Annotated in this window: 20 protein-coding genes; 7 read left to right on the forward strand and 13 right to left on the reverse strand. The window is 70.9% G+C overall.

The genetic code is table 11. The annotated features are described in order from the left end of the window. Positions 1-134 precede the first annotated feature (134 nt). The 6 genes from glpK to hypF all read left to right on the forward strand — a co-directional run bounded on the left by glpK (position 135) and on the right by hypF (position 6,059). Positions 135-1,652 (forward strand): glycerol kinase GlpK, encoded by a 1,518-nt coding sequence (glpK, locus tag Q2K19_RS25015; RefSeq protein WP_302764249.1) that lies wholly within the window; start codon positions 135-137, stop codon positions 1,650-1,652. A gap of 217 nt (positions 1,653-1,869) precedes the next feature. Next, positions 1,870-2,247 (forward strand): helix-turn-helix transcriptional regulator, encoded by a 378-nt coding sequence (locus Q2K19_RS25020; protein ID WP_302764252.1) that lies wholly within the window; start codon positions 1,870-1,872, stop codon positions 2,245-2,247. Positions 2,248-2,257: 10 nt separating this feature from the next. Beyond that, positions 2,258-2,872: a D-sedoheptulose-7-phosphate isomerase gene (locus Q2K19_RS25025; protein WP_302764254.1), complete on the forward strand. Its 615-nt coding sequence runs from the start codon at positions 2,258-2,260 to the stop codon at positions 2,870-2,872. Continuing rightward, positions 2,869-3,111, forward strand: a complete 243-nt coding sequence (locus Q2K19_RS25030) for a HypC/HybG/HupF family hydrogenase formation chaperone (RefSeq protein WP_302764256.1) — start codon at positions 2,869-2,871, stop codon at positions 3,109-3,111. The genes Q2K19_RS25025 and Q2K19_RS25030 overlap by 4 nt, the downstream gene beginning before the upstream one ends. Beyond that, entirely contained in the window at positions 3,108-3,773 is a 666-nt protein-coding gene (locus tag Q2K19_RS25035; RefSeq protein ID WP_302764257.1) for a D-sedoheptulose-7-phosphate isomerase, read from the forward strand. Before Q2K19_RS25030 ends, Q2K19_RS25035 begins: the two co-directional genes overlap by 4 nt. A gap of 33 nt (positions 3,774-3,806) precedes the next feature. Further along, positions 3,807-6,059 (forward strand): carbamoyltransferase HypF, encoded by a 2,253-nt coding sequence (gene hypF, locus Q2K19_RS25040; RefSeq protein WP_302764259.1) that lies wholly within the window; start codon positions 3,807-3,809, stop codon positions 6,057-6,059. Positions 6,060-6,072: 13 nt separating this feature from the next. Here hypF and hypE read toward each other — a convergent pair whose 3' ends face one another. Genes hypE through Q2K19_RS25100 form a run of 13 tightly spaced genes read right to left on the reverse strand, consistent with a single transcriptional unit; the run spans position 6,073 to position 16,004 of the window. Further along, on the reverse strand, positions 6,073-7,221 hold the full coding sequence (gene hypE / locus Q2K19_RS25045; protein ID WP_302764261.1) for a hydrogenase expression/formation protein HypE: 1,149 nt from the start codon (positions 7,219-7,221) through the stop codon (positions 6,073-6,075). Beyond that, positions 7,218-8,345, reverse strand: coding sequence for a hydrogenase formation protein HypD (hypD, locus tag Q2K19_RS25050; RefSeq protein ID WP_302764262.1), 1,128 nt, complete (start codon positions 8,343-8,345; stop codon positions 7,218-7,220). The genes hypE and hypD overlap by 4 nt, the downstream gene beginning before the upstream one ends. An 8-nt stretch (positions 8,346-8,353) precedes the next feature. After that, entirely contained in the window at positions 8,354-8,626 is a 273-nt protein-coding gene (locus tag Q2K19_RS25055) for a HypC/HybG/HupF family hydrogenase formation chaperone (protein ID WP_302764263.1), read from the reverse strand. 21 nt (positions 8,627-8,647) lie between these two features. Further along, on the reverse strand, positions 8,648-8,749 hold the full coding sequence (locus tag Q2K19_RS33560) for a DUF6893 family small protein (protein WP_446839600.1): 102 nt from the start codon (positions 8,747-8,749) through the stop codon (positions 8,648-8,650). Between the two features lie 33 nt (positions 8,750-8,782). Then, on the reverse strand, positions 8,783-8,986 hold the full coding sequence (locus Q2K19_RS25060; protein ID WP_302764264.1) for a hypothetical protein: 204 nt from the start codon (positions 8,984-8,986) through the stop codon (positions 8,783-8,785). Positions 8,987-9,000: 14 nt separating this feature from the next. Then, positions 9,001-9,615: a DUF5947 family protein gene (locus Q2K19_RS25065; protein ID WP_302764265.1), complete on the reverse strand. Its 615-nt coding sequence runs from the start codon at positions 9,613-9,615 to the stop codon at positions 9,001-9,003. Further along, on the reverse strand, positions 9,612-10,223 hold the full coding sequence (locus Q2K19_RS25070) for a NifU family protein (RefSeq protein ID WP_302764266.1): 612 nt from the start codon (positions 10,221-10,223) through the stop codon (positions 9,612-9,614). Before Q2K19_RS25070 ends, Q2K19_RS25065 begins: the two co-directional genes overlap by 4 nt. Continuing rightward, complete coding sequence (locus Q2K19_RS25075; protein WP_302764268.1) at positions 10,216-12,015, reverse strand: nickel-dependent hydrogenase large subunit; 1,800 nt, start codon at positions 12,013-12,015, stop codon at positions 10,216-10,218. Before Q2K19_RS25075 ends, Q2K19_RS25070 begins: the two co-directional genes overlap by 8 nt. Then, positions 12,012-13,133, reverse strand: a complete 1,122-nt coding sequence (locus tag Q2K19_RS25080; protein WP_302764270.1) for an NADH-quinone oxidoreductase subunit B family protein — start codon at positions 13,131-13,133, stop codon at positions 12,012-12,014. The genes Q2K19_RS25075 and Q2K19_RS25080 overlap by 4 nt, the downstream gene beginning before the upstream one ends. Further along, on the reverse strand, positions 13,130-13,669 hold the full coding sequence (locus Q2K19_RS25085) for a hemerythrin domain-containing protein (protein WP_302764272.1): 540 nt from the start codon (positions 13,667-13,669) through the stop codon (positions 13,130-13,132). Before Q2K19_RS25085 ends, Q2K19_RS25080 begins: the two co-directional genes overlap by 4 nt. After that, positions 13,669-14,025 (reverse strand): hydrogenase/urease maturation nickel metallochaperone HypA, encoded by a 357-nt coding sequence (locus tag Q2K19_RS25090; RefSeq protein WP_302764273.1) that lies wholly within the window; start codon positions 14,023-14,025, stop codon positions 13,669-13,671. Before Q2K19_RS25090 ends, Q2K19_RS25085 begins: the two co-directional genes overlap by 1 nt. A gap of 6 nt (positions 14,026-14,031) precedes the next feature. Continuing rightward, positions 14,032-14,568 carry a hydrogenase maturation protease gene (locus Q2K19_RS25095; RefSeq protein ID WP_302764274.1) on the reverse strand — a complete coding sequence of 179 codons (537 nt, stop codon included), beginning with the start codon at positions 14,566-14,568 and terminating at the stop codon, positions 14,032-14,034. Positions 14,569-14,594: 26 nt separating this feature from the next. Beyond that, the gene (locus Q2K19_RS25100; protein ID WP_302764277.1) at positions 14,595-16,004 is read right to left on the reverse strand and encodes a hypothetical protein; all 1,410 of its coding nucleotides are present in this window, start codon (positions 16,002-16,004) and stop codon (positions 14,595-14,597) included. A 191-nt stretch (positions 16,005-16,195) separates the two neighbouring features. Here Q2K19_RS25100 and Q2K19_RS25105 point away from each other — a divergent pair, with 191 nt between their 5' ends. Beyond that, complete coding sequence (locus Q2K19_RS25105; protein WP_302764278.1) at positions 16,196-16,960, forward strand: alpha/beta fold hydrolase; 765 nt, start codon at positions 16,196-16,198, stop codon at positions 16,958-16,960. Positions 16,961-17,015: the final 55 nt, after the last annotated feature.

Raw genomic sequence — 17,015 nt, forward strand, 5'->3', positions numbered from 1 at the left:
AAACTGTTTTGATCGATCCAGTGGTCCGGACCAGCGGCGGCGCCGCGACCGCCTGAGCCGCCCCCGGCCGAGGCCGACCTGGCCCGCATCGGACCCGCCGATCCACACTGTTCCCAACCGGAAGGAGACCCCGAATGGCTGACTTCGTCGGCGCGGTAGACCAGGGCACCACCAGCACCCGATTCATGATCTTTGACCACGGCGGCAACGAGGTCGGCCGCCACCAGCTCGAACACCAGCAGATCCTGCCGCAGGCCGGTTGGGTGGAGCACAACCCGCTGGAGATCTGGGAGCGGACCCAGACCGTCATCCAGACCGCGATGAACGCCCGGGGCCTGACCGGCGCCGACCTCGCCGCGCTCGGCATCACCAACCAGCGCGAGACCACGGTGGTCTGGAACCGGCGGACCGGGCGGCCCTACTACAACGCCATCGTCTGGCAGGACACCCGCACCGACCGGATCGCCTCGGCGCTGGAGCGTACGGGCAAGGGCGACGTCATCCGGCGCAAGGCCGGCCTGCCGCCGGCGACCTACTTCTCCGCCGGGAAGATCCAGTGGATCCTCGAGAACGTCGACGGGGTCCGGGAGGCGGCCGAGCGAGGCGAGGCCGTCTTCGGCAACACCGACACCTGGCTGCTGTGGAATCTCACCGGCGGCACCGAGGGCGGCGTGCACGTCACCGACCCCACCAACGCCAGCCGCACCATGCTGATGAACCTGGAGACCCTGGACTGGGACGACGAGCTGCTGTCGTTCTTCGGCATCCCCCGCGCCATGCTGCCGGAGATCCGGCCCTCCTCCGATCCGCGCTCGTACGGCAGCACCGCGCCGCACGGCCCGTTCAGCAGCCCGGTGCCGCTCACCGGTGACCTGGGGGACCAGCAGGCCGCCACGGTCGGGCAGGTCTGTTTCGCGCCGGGCGAGGCGAAGAACACCTACGGCACGGGAAACTTCATGTTGCTCAACACCGGCACGGACATCGTGCGTTCCAAGGCCGGGCTGCTCACCACGGTGTGCTACCAGTTCGGCGACGAGGCGCCGGTGTACGCGTTGGAGGGCTCGATCGCGGTGACCGGGTCGGCGGTGCAGTGGCTGCGCGACCAGCTCAAGATCATCAGCACCGCCGGGCAGAGCGAGATCCTGGCCCGCCAGGTGGAGGACAACGGCGGGGTCTACTTCGTGCCCGCCTTCTCCGGCCTGTTCGCCCCGTACTGGCGCTCCGACGCCCGGGGCGCGATCGTCGGCCTGTCCCGGTTCAACACCGACGCCCACATCGCCCGGGCCACCCTCGAGTCCATCTGCTACCAGAGCCGCGACGTGGCCGAGGCCATGGCGCAGGACTGTGGGACGGACCTGGAATGCCTGAAGGTCGATGGCGGCGTCACCGTCAACGATCTGTGCATGCAGCTGCAGGCGGACATCCTCGGCGTACCGGTCAGCCGGCCGGTGGTCGCGGAGACCACCGCGCTCGGCGCCGCCTACGCCGCCGGCCTCGCCGTCGGATTCTGGAAGAGCACCGACGAGCTGCGCGAGAACTGGAACGAGAGCCGGCGCTGGCAGCCGTCCTGGTCGGCGGAGCAGCGCGAGACCGGCTACGCCCGGTGGAAGAAGGCGGTCCAGCGCACCCTCGACTGGGTCGACGTCGGCTGACGCCGCGCGCCCGGCCGCAATCCATCGAAGGGCCAGCCCGTACCCGGCTCGCTGACGCGCCGGGTACGGGCCGCCTTGCTCGATCTTCCGCGACGGACCGGAGCCTTGGCCCGGGATTGCCACGTTTCATGCATGAATATGTGCAATGCACACCGTTTGGGGGAAAAGCGTGTTTAGCTGCACGGTGACGGATGCCCTGCGCCGGGGAGGGATTGGCATGTACGGACGTGAGCTGCGCGGTCTGCTGCATCCGTTCCTCCTGCTCCTGATCTTCGAACGGCCCGGCCACGGGTACGACCTGATCGACCGGCTCAGAGCCCTGGGGATGCCCGACGTGGAGCCCGGCCACGTCTACCGGGTGCTGCGCGGACTGGAACGCGATCGGTCGCTGACCTCGGTGTGGGAGACCGGCGGGGCCGGGCCAGCACGGCGGTGCTACGAGCTCACGGCCAAGGGCCGCAACGATCTCCGGTCGTGGCGGGTCCGGCTGGCGCAGCTCGACCGGGTCATCGGTGCCTGCCTGCGACGCTCGGCGGGTGCCTTCGAGGGGACACGGGTCGGCCGCGCCGACCGGTACGCCGCTTCCGGCCGCTGAACGGAGGGTCATGCAGTCGCCTGTGGTGCCGGCAGTCCACCGCGCGTTCGCCCGTCGGGTGCGCCCGGCCGAGGCGCTCGCCGGCGACGCGACGCAGATCGCGCGAGCCTGCCACGAGATGGCGGTGCGCTTCCACCGCGGTGGAAAGCTGATCGTCTTCGCCAACGGTGGGCCGGCGACGGACGCCCAGCATGTCGTGGTGGAGTTCGTCCACCCGGTCATCGTGGGCAAGCGGGCCCTGCCGGCGATATCGCTGACCAACGACGCCGCCACGCTCACCGGGATCGCCCGGGCGGAGGGCTTCGACGAGGTGTTCGCGGCTCAGCTGCGCCTACTCGCCGCGCCGGAGGACATCGCCCTCGGACTGTCCGTCGACGGCCGGTGCGCCAACGTCCGGCGTGGCCTGATGACCGCCCGCGACCTCGGTCTCCTCACCGTCGGGCTGCTCGGCGGCGACGGCGGGGACATCGCCCGGGACGGCATCGCCGACCATGTCGTCGTCGCCCGCTCCGATGATCCGTGCATCGTGAAGGAGGTGCACGTGACGATCTATCACATCCTGTGGGAGTTGGTCCACGTGTTCTTCGAGCAGCCCGGGCTGCTGGAGCCGGAGTCGGTCCGGTGAGCCCGCAGCCGGTGCCGACGACGCGGGGCGTGCCCGAGTGCCACGACGACGTCTGCATCACCTGTTCCGACACGGCGGTGGCGGTCCGGGTGCGGAAGCTGATGGCCGACGGCCTGGCCGTGGTCGACACGGACGCCGGTCCGGAGGAGGTCAGTGTGGCCCTGGTCGACGCGGAACCGGGTGACGTGGTGCTGGTGCACGCCAAGGAGGCCATCGCCGTCGTGGAGAAGCGCCGATGAGCACCAGGGCCGAGGGCGCCATCGGAGCGCTGTACCCGTTCCTCGACACCCGGCCGACCGACGTCGACGCGGTGCTCGCCGCGGTGGCGAGGTCCACCGCGGAGAAGGCGGGGGAGATCGTCGCCCTCCGTGAATCCCTGGTCGCCGAGCACGGGCAGCGGCTGGTCGACTGCGCCCGCCGGTGTGCCGCGGCCTTCCACGCCGGCGGCACGCTGTTCACCTTCGGCAACGGCGGCAGCAGTACGGACGCGCAGGACCTCGCGCAGTTGTTCCTGCACCCGCCGAAGGCCGCCCGCCCGCTACCGGCCATCTCGCTGACCCATGACGTCGCGTTGATCACGGCGCTCTCCAACGACGTGGGGTTCGAGGTGGTCTTCGCCCGACAGTTGGCGGCGTTCGGTCGGGCAGGGGACATCGCGGTGGGGCTGTCCACGAGCGGCGGGTCGAACAACGTCCTGCGGGCGTTCGAGGAGGCGGCCCGGCGCGGCATGCTCACCGTCGGCATCGCCGGATACGACGGCGGCCGGATGGCGGAATCCGAGGTCATCGACCACCTGTTCGTGGTGCCGTCGGCCTCGGTACACCGGGTCCAGGAGGCGCAGACGACGGTGTACCACGTGCTCTGGGAACTCACCCAGCAGGCGTTGGCCGACTCACGCTGACCGGTTGCCGTGGATCTGGCCAGCGTGCGACGGGTGCACGTCCGTGTCGAGGGCATCGTGCAGGGGGTCGGCTTCCGGCCGTTCGTGCACGCCCTGGCGACCGAGTACGACCTGGCCGGGTTCGTCGGCAACGACACGACCGGGGTCTTCGTCGAGGTCGAGGGGGACGGTGACCGGCTGACCGCCTTCGTGGCCGACCTCAGCCGACGCGCGCCGGCACTCGCTCAGGTCGAGCGGCTGACCACCGAGGCGGTTCCACCGACCGGCCGGCCCGGCTTCGCGATCGTCACCAGCGTGACCGGTGCCGGCCGGGAAGCCCTGATCTCGCCGGACACCGCCACCTGCCCGGACTGCCTCGCCGAGCTGTCCGACCCGGCGGACCGGCGCCACGGTTACCCGTTCACCAACTGCACCAACTGCGGCCCGCGGTTCACCATCGTCGAGGACGTCCCGTACGACCGCCGCACCACCACGATGGCCGAGTTCGCGCTCTGTCCCGCCTGCGCCGCCGAGTACGCCGACCCGGCGAACCGCCGCTTCCACGCCGAGCCGGTGTGCTGCCCCGCGTGCGGTCCGGCACTCCGACTCGTCACCGCCGGCGGCACCTCCGTTGCCGGCGATCCCGTCGACACTGCCGTACGGTGGCTGCGCGACGGCCGGATCGTCGCGGTCAAGGGCCTCGGCGGCTACCACCTGGCCGCCCGGGCCGACGACGACCGGGCCGTCTCCACGCTGCGCGCCCGCAAGCACCGCGAGGAGAAACCGTTCGCCGTGATGGCCGCCGACCTGCCGGCGGCGAATGCCCTGGTCGACGTGCCGCCGGCGGCCGTGCCGGTGCTCACCGGCGCTCGCCGTCCCGTGGTGCTGCTGCCGCGCCGCGCCGACGCTCCGGTCGCCGACTCGGTGGCGCCGGGCAACCGGGACCTGGGTGTGCTGCTGCCGTACACGCCGCTGCACCAGCTGCTGCTCCGGCGGCTCGGCATGCCGATCGTGCTGACCAGCGGCAACGTCTCCGACGAACCGATCGCTCACCGCGACGATGACGCCCGTCGGCGGCTGGCGCGGATCGCCGACGGTTTCCTCGTGCACGATCGGCGGATCCACGTCCGGACCGACGACTCGGTGGTGCGCGTGTTCCGCGGCCGTGAGCTACCGGTGCGGCGGTCCCGTGGTTACGTGCCCGCGCCGATCACCGTGCCATGGCGGTTCGATCGCCCGGTGCTGGCGTGCGGCGCGGAGCTGAAGAACACCTTCTGCGTGGCGAAGGGGCGGCGCGCGTTCGTCTCGCACCACGTCGGTGACCTGGAGAACTACGAGACGCTACGGGCGTTCACCGACGGGATCGCGCACTTCACCCGGCTGTTCGACATCCGACCGGAGGTCGTCGCCCACGACCTGCATCCCGAATACCTGTCCACCAAGTACGCGCTGCAGCGCGATGACGTCGAGCTGGTCGGGGTGCAGCACCACCACGCCCACATCGCGTCCTGCCTGGCCGACAACGGCGAGCCCGGTCCGGTGATCGGCGTCGCCTTCGACGGCCTCGGGTTCGGCCCGGACGGCACCCTCTGGGGAGGTGAGCTGCTCGTCGCGGACCTCACCGGCTTCGAGCGGGTCGGTCACCTGGGCGCGGTGCCGATGCCGGGCGGGGCCGCGGCGATCCGTGAGCCATGGCGGATGGCGGCGGCCTACCTCGACGAGATCTACGGCGACGCCGTGCCGGACCTGCCGGTGCGGCGCCGGCACGAACGGCACTGGCCCGCGGTGGTGGCGCTGGCGCGGAGCGGGACGAACTCGCCGCGTACCTCGAGCGCGGGCCGGCTGTTCGACGCCGTCGCGGCGCTGCTCGGCCTGCGGGACCGCGTCACGTACGAGGGGCAGGCGGCGATCGCCCTGGAACAACGGGCCGACCCCGACGAGCGGGGCGGCTACCGGATCGAGCCGAGCGGGGTCCCGCTCGCGGACGTCGGCCGCGGGCTGGTCCGTTGCGTGGTCGACGACCTGCTCGCCCAGGTGGACCCCGGCCGGATCGCCGCCCGCTTCCAGCACGGCCTGGCGGATGCCGTGGTGCGGGCGGCCGAAGCCGCCCGGGAGCGGACCGGCCTCGCCGTGGTCGCGCTCTCCGGCGGGGTCTTCCAGAACGTGTTGCTGCTCGACCGGACGGTGAGCGGGCTGGAGCAGCACGGCTTCCGGGTGCTCGTGCACTCGCGGGTGCCGCCCAACGACGGCGGTATCTGCCTCGGCCAGGCCGTGGTGGCCGCGGCCCGGGCCGTTCCGGCAGGGTGAGGCGGAACCGCCGTCAGCAGATGCGGGGGAGTGGGTCCCCGACCAGCATGTCGACCACCCGCGTACCGCCGAACGCCGTGTGGAGCAACACCAGCCCGGGCGGGTCGGCGGTGACCCGGCCGATGACCGCCGCGCCGTCGCCGAGCGGGTGCCCGCGCAGCGCCGCCACGGCGGCCTCCGCCTGCGCGCCGTCCACCACGGCCACGAGGCGCCCCTCGCAGGCCACGTAGAGCGGGTCGATGCCGAGCAGCTCGCAGGCGCCGGTCACGGTGGGACGCACCGGCACGGCGGCCTCGTCGACCACGATGGCGAGCTGGGCCGCCTGCGCCACCTCGTTGAGGATGGTCGCGACGCCGCCCCGGGTGGCGTCGCGCAGCAGTCGCGCCCCGGGAGCCGCGTCCAGCAGGGCATCCACCAGACCGGGCAGCGCCGCGGTGTCCGAGGCGAGGTCGGCGGCGAGGTCCAGCTCGCCGCGGGCGAGCATGATCGTGACGCCGTGGTCGCCGATCGGCCCGGAGACGATGACCGCGTCACCCGGGCGGATGTGGTCGATGCCCAGGCTCATCGGCCGCTCCAGCACGCCGACGCCCGCCGTGTTGATGTAGCAGCCGTCGGCCTTGCCCCGCTGCACCACCTTCGTGTCGCCGGTGACCACCTGGACCCCGGCGCGCTCCGCGGCGGCGGCCATCGAACCGGCGATCCGCCGCAGGTCGGCGACGGGAAAGCCCTCTTCCAGGATGAACCCGGCCGCCAGGTACAGCGGACGGGCCCCGCTGACCGCCAGGTCGTTGACGGTGCCGTTGACGGCGAGGTCGCCGATGTCTCCGCCGGGGAAGAACAGCGGCGACACCACGTACGAGTCGGTGGTGAAGGCAAGCCGGCTGGCGCCTACGGAGAGCACCGCGCCGTCGTCGAGCTCCTCCAGCGTCGGGTTGCGGAACGCCTCGACGAACAGCCCTTCGATCAGGCTGTGGGTCGCCTTTCCGCCCGCGCCGTGGGCGAGCGTGATCCGGCTCTCCCTGATCTTCGGCGCACGCCGGCGTGCCCGTTCGATGCGCTGCAGCACCTGCTGCTCCGGTGACAGCCGGCCCGGCGCGTGACCGGTCGTCGCGTCGGCCTCGGCCGCCTGCTCGGCCCACCCGGCGGTGCGTTCGGTCGTCATGCCCGGGTCGCCTCCGCGAGCCGCTGCCGCGCGAAGCGGCCGAAGTTGTAGTAGGCCGCGCACGCGCCCTCGGAGGAGACCATGCAGGTGCCGATGGGCGTCTCCGGGGTGCACGCCGTGCCGAACACCTTGCACTCCCAGGGCTTGAGGACTCCCTTGAGCACCTCGCCGCATTGGCAGGCCTTCGGGTCCGCCACCCGCACCCCGGGCACGTCGAAGATCCGCTCCGCGTCGTACGCCGCGTACTCGTCGCGCATCCGCAGGGCGGAGTGCGAGATGAAGCCGAGGCCGCGCCACTCGAAGTACGGTCGTAGCTGCATGACCTGGCCGATCGCCTCCAGCGCCCGCGGGTTCCCGTCCCAGGGCACCACCCGGGTGTACTGGTTCTCCACCGCACAGCGGCCCTCGGCGAGCTGTTTGAGCAGCATGAATACCGACTGCAGCAGGTCCAGCGGTTCGAACCCGGCACACACCAGCGGCTTGCCGTAGTCGCGGGCGATGAACTCGTACGGTCGGCAGCCGATGACGGTGGAGACGTGCCCCGGGCCGAGGAAACCGTCGAGACGCAGGTCCGGTGAGTCGAGGATGGCCTTGATCGCCGGAAGGATCGTCACGTGGTTGCAGAAGACCGAGAAGTTGCCGATGTCATCGGCGGCCGCCCGCAGCACGGTCATGGCGGTCGACGGCGAGGTGGTCTCGAAGCCGATCGCCATGAAGACCACCTTGCGGTCCGGGTTGGTCCGCGCGATCTTCAGGGCGTCCAGTGGCGAGTACACCATCCGGATGTCCGCACCGGCGGCCTTGGCGTCCAGGAACGAGCCGGTCCCGCCCGGGACCCGCATCATGTCGCCGAACGCGGTCATGATGACGCCGGGCTCGTTGGCGATGGCGATGGCGTCGTCCACCCGGCCCATCGGGATGACGCAGACCGGACAGCCCGGCCCGTGCACCAGCGAGACGCTCTCCGGCAGGTAGTCCTCGATCCCGTGCTTGTAGATGGTGTGCGTGTGCCCACCGCACACCTCCATGAACTTGTACTGCCGCCCCGGCTCGCACAACGCGGCGATCTGGGTGGCCAGCGCCTGGGCCTTGTCCGCGTCGCGGTACTCGTCAACGAAACGCATTTGATTCCCTAGGTGATGTCGGATTCGGCGAGCGCCTGCAACTCGTCCGTGTACGCCTGGCCGAGACCGTTCAACATGTCCAATGTGGCGGCCGCCTCCGCTTCGTCGATCTTCGACATGGCGAAGCCGACGTGGACGAGCACCCAGTCGCCGATACCGACCTGGTCCGGACCGAGCAGACCGATGTTGATCGCCCGCCGGACCCCCACGACGTCGACGATGGCGAGGTCGTCGTGGCCGGCCTTGATCTCGACGATCTCGCCCGGGATGCCAAGGCACATCGACCTACTCGTCCTTTCCGATCACATCTTCTCGATCTTGATGTAGCGCCGTAGCGCGGGAAGTTCCTTCCAGAACATCCCGGCCACGGTCACGCCGGCCAGCAGCAACAACAGCTTTCGCACAGCTCACCTCCTTCGGGCCTGGTTCGGGCCAGCTCAGCCCGGCGGTAGGTTCGGCATGATCGGCAGGATCGGCCCGTGCTTCTTGGGCCGGATGCCGGTCGAGCGGCGGGCGTCCACCGTCCCGTCGTCGTGATGGCCCGACTGCCTCCGCCGCCGTGAGTTGCCCTCCTCCACACCCTTGGTGTGCGCCGGTGCGTCGAGTTCCACATCGGGATCGCCCACCCGGATCTCGCCCATGCCCGCCTCCTCCATCAGTCGTTACCGGACGGTCGGTCATGCCGTCGGCCGAGTTCGTCGAAGAACCGGGGAATCTCCCGCCACACCGCGCTGCCCCCCGACATGCCCGTCCAGTGCCGTCGGATGAGCGCCACGAGTCGGAAACACTCGTCGACCGGCACCACCCACTGCTGGCCACCGCCACGCGGCGAGCGCGTCCACACCAGCAGCGCCTCGACCCGCGGCTTCAGCTCGGCCAGCGCGGGTGACCGCGCCTCGACGGCCCGCCAGGCGTCGGCATCGAGCTCCGACTCGGTCGTGCCGAGGGGACTCGGGTAGTGGGCGAGCACCCGGCCGTCCTGGTGCTTCACGAAGAACACCAGCCCGACCGGCACGTCGAGCTCGTCACCGGACAGGCCCGTCGACCGTCTGCCCCGATCGGGGACGAGCTGGTACCGGCCGGCGCCGGCCGCCTCGCGCTCGAACAGCAGGGAGCACGGCGGGCAGGCGCACATCAGCTCCCCGTCCTGCTCGTCCCACACGTGCCGGTGTGCCGGGCCGACCGGCCCGGCGCACATGCCGCAGCGCTCGACCGTCGCCGCGCGCTGCCTTGCCCGGCGGATCGCCCGCTGCAGCGCGCCCGCCGTCATGCCGTGCCACCCGACGCGAGCGGCCCCGCGGCCTGTGCCACCTCGGGCACCGGCGCGGCACCGGTCCGTTCCGGCCGCTGCCACAAGCTGGCGACCGGGATCAGCGCGGGAGCCGGCGCGGGCGCCACCACGTCGACCTCGGACAGCTCCGGGGCGAACGTCAACACCTGTTCCCGTACCAGGTCACGCAGCGCGGCTCCGCCACCGCCGCACGAACTCGCCGACAGGCTGATCGTCGCCACCTCGTCCTGGACACCGACCAACGCGATCTCGGCGCCCTGCGCGCGTAGCTGCGGCCGGAGATCGTCGACCGCCCGGGCCACCCGCCGGTCCACCGGATCCGGGTGGATGTGGTGCAACAGCAGCAGGTGCCGCAGCAGCTCGTCGCCGGCGAGCCGGTCGAGCGTGCGGGTGCTGTCGGCGGCGAGATCGGTGACCCGGGCCAGCGCCTCGCCGTACACCTCGGTCAGCATCTCGACCGCTTCCAACGCCAGCTCGGCGGTGCGGCCGGGGGTCTGCTCGAGCTGGCCGAGCGCGGCGTCCAGGCGGGCCAGCCGCGGCTCGACGGCCGCATCGTCGAGCCGCTGGACGTCCCGCTGCTCAGCCATGGGACGCGCCGAACATCGGCGAGTGGATCTTCTTGAGGGTACGGCCGGCGCCGACGTACATGTGCACACCGCACGGCAGGCACGGATCGAAACTGCGCACCGCCCGCATGATGTCCACACCCTTGAAGTTGTCCGGGCCGTTCTCCTCGAAGATGGGCGTGTTCTGGATCGCGTCCTCGTACGGGCCGGGCGTGCCGTAGCTGTCGCGGGGGCTGCCGTTCCACGGCGTCGGCGGGTACGGGTGGTAGTTGGCGATCTTGCGGTCCCGGATCACCAGGTGGTGCGACAGGGTGCCCCGGACGGCCTCGTGGAAGCCGCAGCCGATGGCCTCGTCCGGCACGTCGAACTCGGCGAAGACCCGCATGTCACCACCGCGCATCCGCTCCATCGCCCGTTCCAGGAAGTACAGCGACATCGCCGCGGCGTACGCGATGAAGTAGGCCCGGGAGCGGTCCCGCTCCAGCGCGTTCGACCAGCGCGGGATCTTCCACTCCAACGTCATCTCGGGCAGCCGCTGGCTCTTTGGCAGCGAGATCAGCACGCTGTTGCCGGTCGACTTGACGTACGGGGTGTCGACCATCTTCGCCAGCGCCGTGGTGTACAGCCGGGCGAAGGGGCCGCCGCCGGTGTCCAGCGCGAGATGCTGTCCGCTGTTCTTGTCGAACCAGCGTGGGCTCATCACCCAGCTGTACTTGTCGTCGAAGTCGCGCTTGCCGGGATCCGGAAGGGTGGTCTGGTTCCAGGGGTGGCGGATGTCGACCGGGTTGCCCAGCGGGTCGTGGCTGACGAAGGGGTCCTCCTGACCGGCCCAGTCCTTGTAGTAGGAGCTGCCGAGCAGGATCCGGATGCCGAGGTTGATGTCCACCAGGTCGGTGGTGAGCAGCTTGCCGTCGACCACGATGCCGGGCGTGACGTGCATCGCCCGCCCCCAGTTCGACATGGTCTCGTACCGGTAGTCGACGACATCGGGGTTTTGGAACGCGCCCCAGCAGCCGAGCAGGACCCGACGGCGGCCGACCTCCTCGTAGCCGGGCAGCGCCTCGTACCAGAAGTCGAAGACGTCGTCGTTCATGGCGACGGCCTTCTTCACGAAGTCCAGGATGCTGATCAGCCGGCTCAGGTAGTCGGTGAACAGTGTCGGCTGGGGCATGGTGCCGACGCCGCCGGGATAGACCGTGGACGGGTGGACGTGCCGGCCCTCCATGAGGCAGAACATCTCCCGCGTCGTCCGGCTGACCTTCAGCGCCTCCTTGTAGACCTCGCCCTCGAACGGGTTGTAGGCCCGCAGGATGTCGGCGATCGTCCGGTAGCCGTGGATGTCCCGGCCGGGTGCCGCGGTGGCTTCCGCGCGGGCGAGGACGCTGGGGTTGGTCTGCTTGACCATCGCCTCGCAGAAGTCGACGAAGACGAGATTGTCCTGGAAGAGGGTGTGGTCGAACATGTACTCGGCGGCCTCGCCGAGGTTGATGATCCACTCGGCCAGCGGCGGGGTCTTGATGCCGTACGCCATGTTCTGCGCGTAGACGGAGCAGGTCGTGTGGTTGTCGCCGCAGATGCCGCAGATCCGGCTGGTGATGAAGCCCGCGTCCCGCGGATCCTTCCCCTTCATGAACACCGAGTAGCCGCGGAACAGCGACGACGTGGTGTGGCACTCGGCGACCACGCGGTTCGCGAAGTCGATCTTCGTGTAGACGCCCAGGTTGCCGATGATCCGGGTGATCGGATCCCAGGCCATCTCCACCAGCTCGCCGGGTTTCTGGCCGGCGGCCGGCTTCGGCTTCGTCGCGGTCACGGTCGGTTCCTCTCGATTGCTGCCTGTCGCCGGGGATCTGCCGGACCGTACGGGCGCCACCGAGGGTTGTAGCCGCTGGTGAGCTCCGGGCCGTTGTGGTGCCACTTCGGTTCCCGGTTGGCGGTGACGTTGGTGATGCCGCGCAGGCGGCGGATCAAGGCGCCGTACGGCTTGATGAGCAACGTGGACAGGCTGCCACCGGGGGGCATGTCCATGAACGGCATGAACTTGTCGGGAAAGCCGGGCATGGTGCAGCCGATGCAGATGCCGCCGACGTTGGGGCAGCCACCCACCCCGCCCATCCAGCCGCGCTTCGGGACGTTGCAGTTGATGACCGGCCCCCAGCAGCCGATCTTCACCTGGCACTTGGGCGAGTTGTAGTCCTTGGCGAAGTCGGCCTGCTCGTAGTAGGCGGCCCGGTCGCAGCCCTCGTGCACGGTCTTGCCGAACAACCATTGCGGTCGCAGCATGTGATCCAGCGGCGGGGGCGGCGCCGAGCCGGCGGCGTGGTAGAGGACCCAGGTCAGGGTCTCCATGAAGTTCTCCGGCTGGATCGGGCAGCCGGGCACGTTGACGATCGGCAAGCCCCCCTGGGATCGGAAGTCCCAGCCGAGATAGTCGGCCAGACCCATGCACCCCGTCGGGTTGCCGGCCATGGCGTGAATGCCGCCGTACGTCGCGCACGTGCCGGCCGCGACGACCGCCCACGCCTTGGGCGCCAACTGGTCGATCCACCAGTTCAGGGTCAGCGGCTCGCCGGTCTTCTCGTCGTTGCCGAACGACGTCCAGTACCCCTCGCCGTTGATGTTCTCGTTCGGGATCGAACCCTCGATGACGAGGATGAACGGCTCGATCATCTCCCCACGGGCCGCCCGGCGGTACGGCGCCAGAAACTCCTCACCGCCGGCTGCCGGCGACAACACCTTGTTGTGCAGGTTGACCTTCGGCAGACCGGGAATGAGCCCGAGCGCGATGTCCTCGATCGCCGGCTGAGCGGAGGCCGTCATCGCCACGGAATCGCCGTCACAACTCATGCCCTCGGAGATCCACAGGATCGTGATCTCGTCGAACCCGTTCTCCTGCGGGATCACCGCGGTGTCGCCGCTGCGCTGCGTCATGTGCGTGGCCTCCCTTGCATGCGATCCCGCAACCGGTCGTAGATGGCCGCCACCGGCGCCGCGAGGGCCAGCGCCGGCGGCTTGTCCGGCGCGTGCGGGTGCGGGCGGGTCGGGGCCCGTTGCTTGCCCTGGTCGATCTCCTGCCCCAGTTCCTGGAGGGCCTGCTCGTCGGTCCGGGCGCACAACTGGGGCATGAGCTCGTTCTCGTCGTCCTGCACGTGCCGGGCGACGGCGGACGCCAGCCGCTCCATCAGCTCGTCCTGCGCGCGGTCGCCGGCCCGGCAGCGGTCCAGATCGAGGAGCAACTCCTTGATGGGCGCATGCCCGGCGAGGTGTCGGTCGACCTCTCCGTCGGCCAACACTCTCGCGGCGAACGGGTAGAAGAGCACCTCCTCCAGCGCGGCATGCTTCGACAGTTCGCGGACGAGGATCTCCACCACGCCGCGGCGCTGCGCGTCCGACTCCGCGGCCCGGTAGTCCCGGAACAGCTGCTCCACGATGCGATGGTCGTGCCGCAGCAACTCGGTGGCGTCCATCAGACCGCTCGCAGCTCGGCGCTGTCCACCGTGATGGACTCCAGCACCACGTCGTCGCTGCCGCTGACGTCGATGTCGACGCCCCCACACCCCGGGCAGGCCACCATCGCCAGATGGTCGTGAACCGGTGCGCTCCGGCCGCAGCCATGGCACTGCACCGTCATCGGCTCCAGGATCAGATCAACAGCGGCGTCCGCGACCACCGTGCCGGCCGCGGCCACCTGAATGCCCTGCGTGACGACGTCGGGGTCGACCGGGTGGCCCCCGATCCGCACCCGCAGGCCGCTGACCCGCCGCCCGGCGGCTCGACGTACCGCCGCCGCGACGATGGCCTCGGACAGACCGGTCTCGTGCATCGGCGCTCACCCCCTCTCGGCTGCCGCTTGCTGCGGGCTCTTCGGCCGCCTGGCGGTGGCGGTGAGCGCGGCTTCCTCCGCTGCGATCCCCACCACCATCCCGACCGCCTCGTCGATCGCGGCCGCCACCGGAGCGGAGAGCCCCATGCGCTCGTCGAGGACGGCGGGTTGGCAACCCACCACGAGGACCCGGTCGACCCTGCCGCCGAGGCTGCCGAGCAGGCGCAGCACCGATTCGGGATCCATGGCGTGCGCGTCGGCGGCCGACGCCTCCAGCACATCGGCCGGCCGCAGCGTCCAGCCCGGGTCGTCCAGGTCCACCTGGAGGACGGCCAACGTGCCGGGCGGTTCGTCCAGCGGCAACGCGTCCACCAGGACCAGCACGTCGTGGCGGCCGTCCAACAGATCGTAGGCCAGGTGCATCCCGCGGATGCCGTAATCGGACACATCCACCCCCGGTGGGAGGACCGCGTCCCGGAGGCGCCGGACGACCTCGACGCCGAACGCGTCATCGCCGAGGAAGATGTTGCCGATGCCGGCCACCAGGATCCGCCCGCTGTCGAGGTCGTTCACGGCGCGGCCGCCTCTCCGGACAACGGTTCGACCTCTTCCGGCCGGAAATGGCGCAGGCGCCCGTACCACTGGTGCAGCTCCGCGCCCGGGTCGTCGTCCACCGTCACGGCCAGGAACCGCGTCCCGTCCACGTCGAGCAGCACCTGCTCCACCCGGCCGGTACGGCCCTCCAGGAACATGTCGTGGGCGTCCGTGCCGCGTCGACGGGGTCGTAACCGGACCCGGCTGCCCCGTGCCAGCACGATGCCCGCGACCAGCACGGTGTCGGTGTCCGACGCGACCTCCGCCTCGGCGCCGGGCTCCCACCAAGGCCGTTCCGGGCCGGTGGCGGCGTCGCCACCCCGGACGGGCGCCAGGGCCCGAATGGCCCCGTGCAACCGTTCGAACACCTCCGGCGGCATCGCGTCGACCCGGTCGAGGATGGCGGCAGCACGGGGGTCGGTGGCCCGGACCTCCCGTTTCTCGTCGTCGGACAGCGTCAGCGTACGCAGCGAGAGGATCTCGTCGATCTCGGTCGCGTCATGCAGGTCGCCCGGGCTCTCCGGGGCGATCTGCGGATGGTCGTAGAGGATGATGGGTGACGAGAGCAGCACGTCGGCGGTGCCAGGCTCGCCGGCGAGCACCGGAAAGGTGTGTACGTTGCGGCAGGTCCGCGCGGCGTGGGCCGCCCACTCGGGCGGGTCGAGCAGGGACATGAACCGCCCCCGGCTGACGGCGACCAGCGTGTGGGCCGCGACCAGGCAGCAGCGCAGCGCCTCGTCCCGCGGGCTGTCCGGCGCCGTTGTCCGGTCCGTGTTCTCGACCCGGATCTCCAGCCGCAGCAGGCGGAACGGTGCCGCACAGGGGACAGCGGAAGCGGTGATCGATGCGGTCAACGGCCATCGTCGGCGCACCAGCCGCCCGACCGCCTCGCCCCGGTCGTCGACCAGCGGCTCGATGTCCTCTCCGCCCGGCACCCGGATGTCGAGGCGGCGGCCACGCCGTAGGTCGCTGACCGACGACTCGATGTCGAACTCCCGGGGTACCGCCTCGTCGAAGCTGAGCTCCGTGCGGCCACCGACCTCGATCCGGTCGACCGGCTGGTACCCGCCGTCGGCCGTCCGGGTCTCGGCCACCTTCCGTTGCAGGTGCAGGAACCGTAACCGAATCCGGACGGTCGCCGTGTCCGGCGCCTCCAGCAGGCACGCGGTCTGCTGCCACGGCGACTCCGCCGAGCCCGCCACGCCGCTGTCGTCCAGTCCGTGCGCCGCTGCCCAGGCCGGAGGCACCAGAACCCCGAACTGCCAGCGGACCCGGTTCTTCACCGATGATCGCCGGTAGGGGTAGAGCAGGTAGCCCTCGTACAGGATCGCGTCCGCGACCGCCTCGGCGCCGTCGAGGCGGGGGCTGGGGCAATCGGTCCGCACGGTGGTCGACCCCTTTCCGGGCACGCAGGAACCGCTCCGGCAAGCGGTCACCCTGGTCTACCCCCCGCGGTCCGGCGGCCGTAAGTGCCCGCCGGCGGTAGGTGACGACCGCACTCACCGGATCAGGTGACCCGGCGCCGGGATGTCTCTGGTCGGGGACGCGGACAGCGGCATGGGTTAGGTGTGGTGCCATGAGCCCTGCGTGGCGCCTGTACTTCACCGAGCGCGGATCGGGTCCGCCCCTCCTGCTCGTGCACGGGTTGATGGTCACCGGCGAGATGTTCGAGCCGGTGATCGGGGATCTCGCCACCCGGCATCGCGTGATCGTGCCCGACCTGCGTGGCCACGGGCGCAGTCGGGGACTTCCGCCGCCGTACGCGCCGGCGCAGCTCGCGGCTGACCTGGCGCAGCTGCTCGAGCGGCTGGGCCTCGACTCCACCGCCGTGCTCGGCTACTCGCAGGGCGGCGCGATCGCCCAACAACTGGCCCTCGACTTCCCCGACCGGTGCGACCGCCTGGTCCTCGCCTGCACCTTCGCCTTCAACATGGCGACCCGGCGGGAGAGGGTGGAGGGCCACCTCGTGCCGCTGATGCTCCGGGCCCTCGGCATGCGGCTGATGGCGAAGCTGATCGTGTCGCGGGCGGCGTCGCCGCTCGGCAGGGAGCGCGCCGACTGGCTCGTCGGGATCATGGCCGACCAGGACCGGACGTCGATGGGCGCCGCCTGGCAGGAGACGATGGCGTTCGACAGCCGGCCCCGGCTGGCGGAGATCACCTGCCCGACGCTCGTCATCGCCGCGTCGGACGATCACGCGGTGCCGATCCACCACGCGAAGCAGCTCCACGACGGCATCGCCGGCTCCCGGCTGATCGTCATCGACGACGCCGACCACGCGCTCATCTGGACGCACTCCGCCGAGTTCGCCCGGGTGACCGGCGACTTCCTCGGCGCCTGACCGGGCCCGGCCGCAGAACTCCGGCCGGGCCTGGCTGACCGCCCGGGGACCGGCC

This window comes from Micromonospora sp. NBRC 110009 (assembly GCF_030518795.1).
GTDB lineage: Bacteria > Actinomycetota > Actinomycetes > Mycobacteriales > Micromonosporaceae > Micromonospora.